This window comes from Gordonia sp. (in: high G+C Gram-positive bacteria) (genome assembly GCF_012515855.1).
GTDB lineage: Bacteria > Actinomycetota > Actinomycetes > Mycobacteriales > Mycobacteriaceae > Gordonia.
In genome coordinates, this window is the sequence record NZ_JAAYXO010000006.1 from 1 (window position 1) to 6,020 (window position 6,020).

Consider the following 6,020-nt stretch of genomic DNA (forward strand, 5'->3'; position numbering starts at 1 on the left):
ACTCCTCCATGTCCAGGTTGATGAACTTCTGCGGACTCGCCGCGGTGTCGTTCGGCCCGCTCCCGGCACCGGCCGCACGGGCGAAGAGCGGCACCAGCTGCTCGGTGATGCCGTCGACGGCCTCGTCGAACGCCCAGTGATTGTGCGGGGCGACGGTCGAGGACACCTTGATCGAGACGTAGTCCACGTCCGGGCGCGAGAGCAGCTTGTGGGTGCCGGCCAGACGGCGCTGCGCCTCGTGCTCCCCGAGGATCGCCTCGCCGAGAAGATTGATGTTGAGCCGGACACCGTCCCGCTTGATCTTGGCGATCGCCGGGCCGAGCTTGCTGTCGGTGGCATCGATGATCAGGTGGCTGACCATCTCCCGCAAGACTCTCCGCGCGGTCGGCACCACGACACCGGGCAGCGGCTGGGCCATCACTCCGCCCAGGGATACCGCGCCGCGCATCGGCGCGGGCAGGAACTTCGGAGTGAGCGGGGCGAGGCTCTTGAGTTTCTTGGCGGCTGCCTTCCGGTCCTCCGGCCGCACGACGCCGTCGACGAAGCCGACGGTGAATTCGAGGCCGTTCGGGTCGCTCAGGACGCCCGTGAGTCGCGCCGCGGCGGCATCGACCGGATACTGTTCGGCCTCGGCGAGCCAGCGCTGCACCAGCGCGACGGCGTCGTCCGCCAGATCTTGCGGTCGTACCTGCTGCCGTGCCTCTACTGCGTTCGTCACTGGACTGCCTCTCTCGATCGGCGGTGTGTGCGGGCGCACAGCGCCTGCCTCCTTGCAGCCATGCTCACCCGAATCGCCGTTGAAGTACAGCGGCATTATCTGTGCTTTATCGTTAAGTAGAACCGAATGATGAGACGACGACGGAAGGCACCGGTGAGCCCGCGATGCTGGAGGTGAAACGACTGCGCCTGCTGCGTGAACTGTCGGCACGGGGAACCGTGGTGGCCGTCGCCGAGGCGCTGAACTACAGCCCGTCCGCCGTGTCGCAGCAGCTCTCGCTGCTCGAACGGGAAGTCGGCGCGTCCTTGCTGCAGCGCAACGGCCGGCTGCTCGAACTCACCGCGACAGCCGAGTACCTGGTCGCCGAGGCCGACGAGTTGCTCAACCACATCGAGCGGATCGAGTCGGGGATCCGCCTGCGCCAGGGCGAGGTCAGCGGAACCGTCCGGGTCGCCGCCTTCCAGACCGTGATGCTGGCGCTGCTTCCACAGGTGCTCGACCGTCTGCGGACCGACCACCCCAATCTGCGGATCGACGTGATGCAGCACGAACCCGAAACGGCGCACTTCGAGACGTGGGCCCGCGGCTTCGACTTGGTGATCGCCGAACAGTATCCCGGTCACGCCACCGTGCAGTTCTCGGGCCTCGACCGCGCTCCGCTCACCCGGGACCGGATCCAACTGGCCCTGCCGCTGATCGCCGGGCGACCCGAGTTCGACTCGATCACGTCGCTGGCCGACGCTTCCGACGTCCCCTGGGTGATGGAGCCGCGCCGTGCGGCTTCGAGGCACTGGGCCGAACAGCTGTGTCGCAGTGCCGGTTTCGAGCCCGACATCCGGTTCGAGACCGCCGACCTGCAGGCTCACATCAGGCTGATCGAGACCGGCAACGCCGTCGCCCTGGTGCCCGGGCTGGTGCACGCACAGGGACGACCGCGGATCCGGCTGATCGACCTGCCCGGAGACCCGGAACGCACGGTGTTCACGGCCGCGCGATCAGCCCAGGGCGAGGACCCGGCGATCGCCGCCGTTCGCGCCGCCCTCGCGGAGGAAGCCGCGCGGAGGTAGCGCCTCCCCGGCTCGGGCTCGGTCGAAACGAGGGTGCCGGGCACCCTGGATTCGCTCTGGCACCCTCGACGGAGGGTGCCAGACCGAGACGGAGGTTCCGGGCACCCTGATTTCGGCCCGCCGACCGCGAGGATCAGGTTGCGCGCGCGATCAATGGTCTCGACTCCGCTCGACCAACGAGGAACTCCACTCGCCGATCGAGCAACTCCTCGACCAACGAGATCCCCCTCGCCGATCGAGCGAAGTCGAGATCACCCCCCGACGATCGAGCGACGTCGAGATCACGACGCGTCAGACCAGTGCCAGGATCCGGTCGCCCACCTCGGTGGTCGAGCCGCGCTCGTCGCCGCGGGTCGCCACGTCCCGGGCCACCGCCGCTTCGACCCGCTCGGCGCCGGCATCGTCGCCGAGATGACGCAGCAGCAGTGCCACCGAGAGGATCGCCGCCGTCGGGTCTGCCAGATTCTGGCCGGCGATGTCCGGCGCGCTGCCGTGCACCGGCTCGAACATCGACGGGTTGGCGCGGGTGGCGTCGATGTTGCCCGAAGCGGCCAACCCGATCCCGCCGGTCACCGCGGCGGCCAGATCGGTGATGATGTCGCCGAACAGGTTGTCGGTGACGATCACGTCGAAGCGGCCCGGATCGGTCACCAGGTAGATGGTGGCCGCGTCGATATGGCAGTAGTCCACCGAGACCTCGGGGAACTCCGCGCCCACCTCGTCGACCGTGCGGGCCCACATGGACCCGGCGAAGGTCAGCACGTTGGTCTTGTGCACCAGCGTCAGCTTCTTGCGGCGCGACTGGGCTCGCTCAAAGGCGTTGCGCACCACACGTTCCACACCGAATCGGGTGTTCACGCTGACCTCGGTGGCCACCTCGTGCGGGGTGCCCACGCGGATCGCGCCGCCGTTGCCGGTGTACGGCCCCTCGGTGCCCTCGCGCACCACGACGAAGTCGATCGCCGGATCGCCGGTTCCGTTCGCCCCGCTCGCTGCGCTCCCGGCGGCGGCCAACGGCGACGCGACGCCCTCGAACAGCACCGACGGCCGCAGGTTCACGTGGTGATCCAGAACGAACCGCATCTTCAGCAGGAAGCCGCGCTCGAGGATGCCCGGCGGCACCGACGGATCGCCGATGGCGCCGAGCAGGATGGCCTCGTGCTCGCGCAGCGAGGCCACGTCGTCGTCGGTCAGCAGGTCACCGGTGGCATGGTAGCGACGGGCGCCGAAGTCGTACTCGGTGGTCTGCACCTCGGGGTGCAGCTTGGTCAGCACGCGCAGCGCCTGTGCGGTGACCTCAGGGCCGATCCCGTCGCCGGGGATCACTGCGAGCTTCACGAGAAGTCCACCTGCTTGATCAGGGTCGCCGAGACGGCGTCGGCGACCGCGGCCAGCACATCCTCGTCCACGGTGCGGTCCACACGCAGAATGATGGTGGCACCGGGACCTTCGAGGTCCTGCGCCAGGCCGGCGGCGACGATGTCGACGCCCGCGTTGCCCAGCAGCGTGCCGATCTTGCCGAGCGTGCCCGGCTGGTCGGCGTAGCTGATGATGAGATTCTTGCCCTCGGCACGCAGGTCGAAGTTGCGGCCGTTCACGTTGACGATCTTCTCGACCTCGCGCGGCTCGGTCAGGGTACCGGCGACGTTCACGTGAGTGCCGTCGGCGAACACGGCACGCACGTCGATCATGCTGCGGTGATTCGGGCTCTCGCTGGCGGTGACCACCTCGTAGCTCACGCCGCGCTCGGCCGCGACGCTCGGCGCGTTCACGAAGGTCACCGGCTCGTCGACGACCGCCGAGAACAGGCCCCGGACGGCCGACAGGCCCAGCACGTCGACCGGACGGGCGGCCAGCTCGCCGCGGATCTCGACGGTGACCACGGTCGGCTGTCCTTCGGCGACCACGCCGACCAGGCGACCGAGCTTGCGCGAGAGGTCCAGCCAGGGCGCGACCTCGTCGTCGACCGGTCCGCCGGTGATGTTCACCGCATCCGGAACGAACTGGCCGGCCAGCGCCAGCTGCACGCTCTTGGCGACGTCGGTTCCTGCGCGGTCCTGTGCTTCGGCGGTGGAGGCGCCCAGGTGCGGAGTAACCACGACCTGATCCAGGTCGAACAGCGGCGAATCGGTGCACGGCTCGGTCGCGAAGACGTCCAAGCCGGCGGCCCGCACGTGGCCGGACTTGATCGACTCGGCCAGCGCGGCCTCGTCGATCAAACCGCCGCGAGCGGCGTTGACGATGATCACGCCCTCCTTGGTGCGCGCCAGCTCGTCGGCCCCGATCAGACCGGCGGTCTCCTTGGTCTTGGGCAGGTGCACGGTGATGAAGTCCGAACGCTCCAGCAACTCCTCCAGGCTCACCAGCTCGATGCCCAGCTGGGCTGCGCGGGCGGCCGAGACGTAGGGATCGTAGGCGATGAGGTGGGTCTCGAAGGCGCCGAGACGGGCCGCGACCAGCTGGCCGATCCGGCCCAGCCCGACGACGCCGACGGTCTTGTCGAAGAGTTCGACGCCGGAGAACGACGAGCGCTTCCAGGTCTTCTCCTTCAGGGTGACGTCGGCGGCGGGCACCTGACGGGCCGCCGACATGAGCAGCGCGACAGCATGCTCGGCGGCGGAGTGGATGTTCGACGTCGGGGCGTTCACGACCATGACGCCGCGCTCGGTGGCGGCGGGCACGTCGACGTTGTCCAGGCCGACACCGGCACGAGCCACGATCTTGAGGTTCTTGCCCGCGTCGAGCACTTCGGCGTCGACCGTCGTGGCCGAGCGCACCAGGATCGCGTCCGCGTCGACGACCGCCTCCAGCAACTTCGGCCGGTCCGGGCCGTCGACCCAGCGGACCTCGACGTCGCCGCCGAGTGCCTCGACGGTCGACGGGGCGAGCTTGTCTGCGATCAGGACGACGGGACGGCTGGATGCGGTCACTAGGTTTTCTCCAAGTTCATCGATTCGCGCATGCACGCGCCGGGCGCACGCGTCTGACGCGACTACTTTAGGCTCCCACCAACGGCAAGTCATAGTCGCCCCGGGCGGCCCGAGGGTGTCCTGGCACACGTGCCGACCTGCGAATGTGGTGTACCACACGGTTCGCCGGGTAGATTCCCTAGCGTTGTCTCTTTTCGGTCACGGCTCACCCGAGCCGTGCTCTTCGTCTGCGACGAGCGGGGAGACCGTGCATAGAGTGAGGCACTACCAAGGTCTCGGCCCCCGGGACCGCAACGAGCGGAGTTTGTACATGAAGAAGACCGCATTGGTCTTCGCGGCCGTGATCGCCGCGATTCTGGGTCTGGTCGCTGTCGGAATCGGCAACGCCGAGGCCGCGCCGAAGGTCAATGTCGGCGGCGGTTCGGGAATCCTGACCTTGCGCGGCGGCAACTCGGCCTCCGCGTGCACCGTCACCGCGGTCGGCCGCCCGACCTCCGGCGCCCACAAGGGCCGTCTGATCGCTCTGACTGCGGGTCACTGCGGCCGCCCCGGTCAGGTCGTCCTCTCCGAGCGTTCGCCGAACCGCGGCCCGATCGGCCGGTTCGCCGCCGTCAACGACAACATCGACATCGGGGTGATCCACCTCGACGCGGCCAAGGTGCGGCCGGTCCGGACCGTCCGCGGCGTCACCATCCGCTCGATCGACACCCGCCCGGTGAACTTCCCGACGATCGTCTGCAAGGACGGCCGCACCACGGGCCACACCTGCGGCGTCACCTGGTTCTCCGACGGTGTCTCGCACTTCTCCCAGATGTGCGTCGTCGAAGGCGATTCCGGCAGCCCCGTGGTCGTCGGAAACCGCCTGGTCGGCATGGTGAACGCTTACTACTTCGTGTCCTGCATCGGTCCGGAGACCGGCACCAACATGGGCGTGATCATGAAGCAGCTGAACCGCTGGGGCTACGGCGGCTTCCGCGTGGCGTAGCCACCCCGACCGGTCGAGCCACTTCGCCGGTCGAGCCACTTCGTCGGTCGAGCCACTTCGTCGGTCGAGCGCAGTCGAGACCCCCACGACGGGCGGTCCGGGATCCTTCCCGGGCCGCCCGTCGTCGTGCTGCGGTGTGCTTCGCTGCGTCGACCACCGGCCCCCTCGACACCGGCCGCCCCGCCACTCAGACGTCGAGGTCGAGGTCTTCCAGCTCGGCCACTTCGCAACTCGATCATCGACACACGGCCACCCGACGCCACCGGCCGGCGCGCGCCGCAGCGCGAAGGCGGGCGCCCTCATACGATCAGCCGAGGGCG

The 6,020-nt window shown here is 68.8% G+C and carries 4 protein-coding genes and 1 pseudogene; 2 read left to right on the forward strand and 3 right to left on the reverse strand.

The window, feature by feature from the left end; genetic code table 11:
* Positions 1-718, reverse strand: a pseudogene (locus GX543_RS00310) (1-pyrroline-5-carboxylate dehydrogenase); the annotation flags it as partial.
* 164 nt (positions 719-882) lie between these two features.
* Here GX543_RS00310 and GX543_RS00315 point away from each other — a divergent pair.
* Positions 883-1,785: a LysR substrate-binding domain-containing protein gene (locus tag GX543_RS00315; RefSeq protein ID WP_105942939.1), complete on the forward strand. Its 903-nt coding sequence runs from the start codon at positions 883-885 to the stop codon at positions 1,783-1,785.
* Positions 1,786-2,076: 291 nt separating this feature from the next.
* Here GX543_RS00315 and GX543_RS00320 read toward each other — a convergent pair whose 3' ends face one another.
* A complete protein-coding gene (locus tag GX543_RS00320) occupies positions 2,077-3,123 on the reverse strand; it encodes a 3-isopropylmalate dehydrogenase (RefSeq protein ID WP_290849039.1) in 1,047 nt (348 codons plus the stop codon).
* A complete protein-coding gene (gene serA / locus GX543_RS00325) occupies positions 3,120-4,715 on the reverse strand; it encodes a phosphoglycerate dehydrogenase (protein ID WP_105942941.1) in 1,596 nt (531 codons plus the stop codon). The genes GX543_RS00320 and serA overlap by 4 nt, the downstream gene beginning before the upstream one ends.
* A 310-nt stretch (positions 4,716-5,025) precedes the next feature.
* On the opposite strand from serA, the gene GX543_RS00330 reads away from it, so the two are divergent.
* On the forward strand, positions 5,026-5,700 hold the full coding sequence (locus GX543_RS00330; RefSeq protein WP_105942942.1) for a peptidase S1 family protein: 675 nt from the start codon (positions 5,026-5,028) through the stop codon (positions 5,698-5,700).
* The last annotated feature ends 320 nt before the right edge of the window (positions 5,701-6,020 follow it).

Bases quoted from the DNA above. Each gene is read 5' to 3' on its own strand.
- GX543_RS00315 (WP_105942939.1), top strand. From the start codon at position 883: ATGCTGGAGGTGAAACGACTGCGCCTGCTGCGTGAACTGTCGGCACGG.
- GX543_RS00330 (WP_105942942.1), top strand. From the start codon at position 5,026: ATGAAGAAGACCGCATTGGTCTTCGCGGCCGTGATCGCCGCGATTCTG.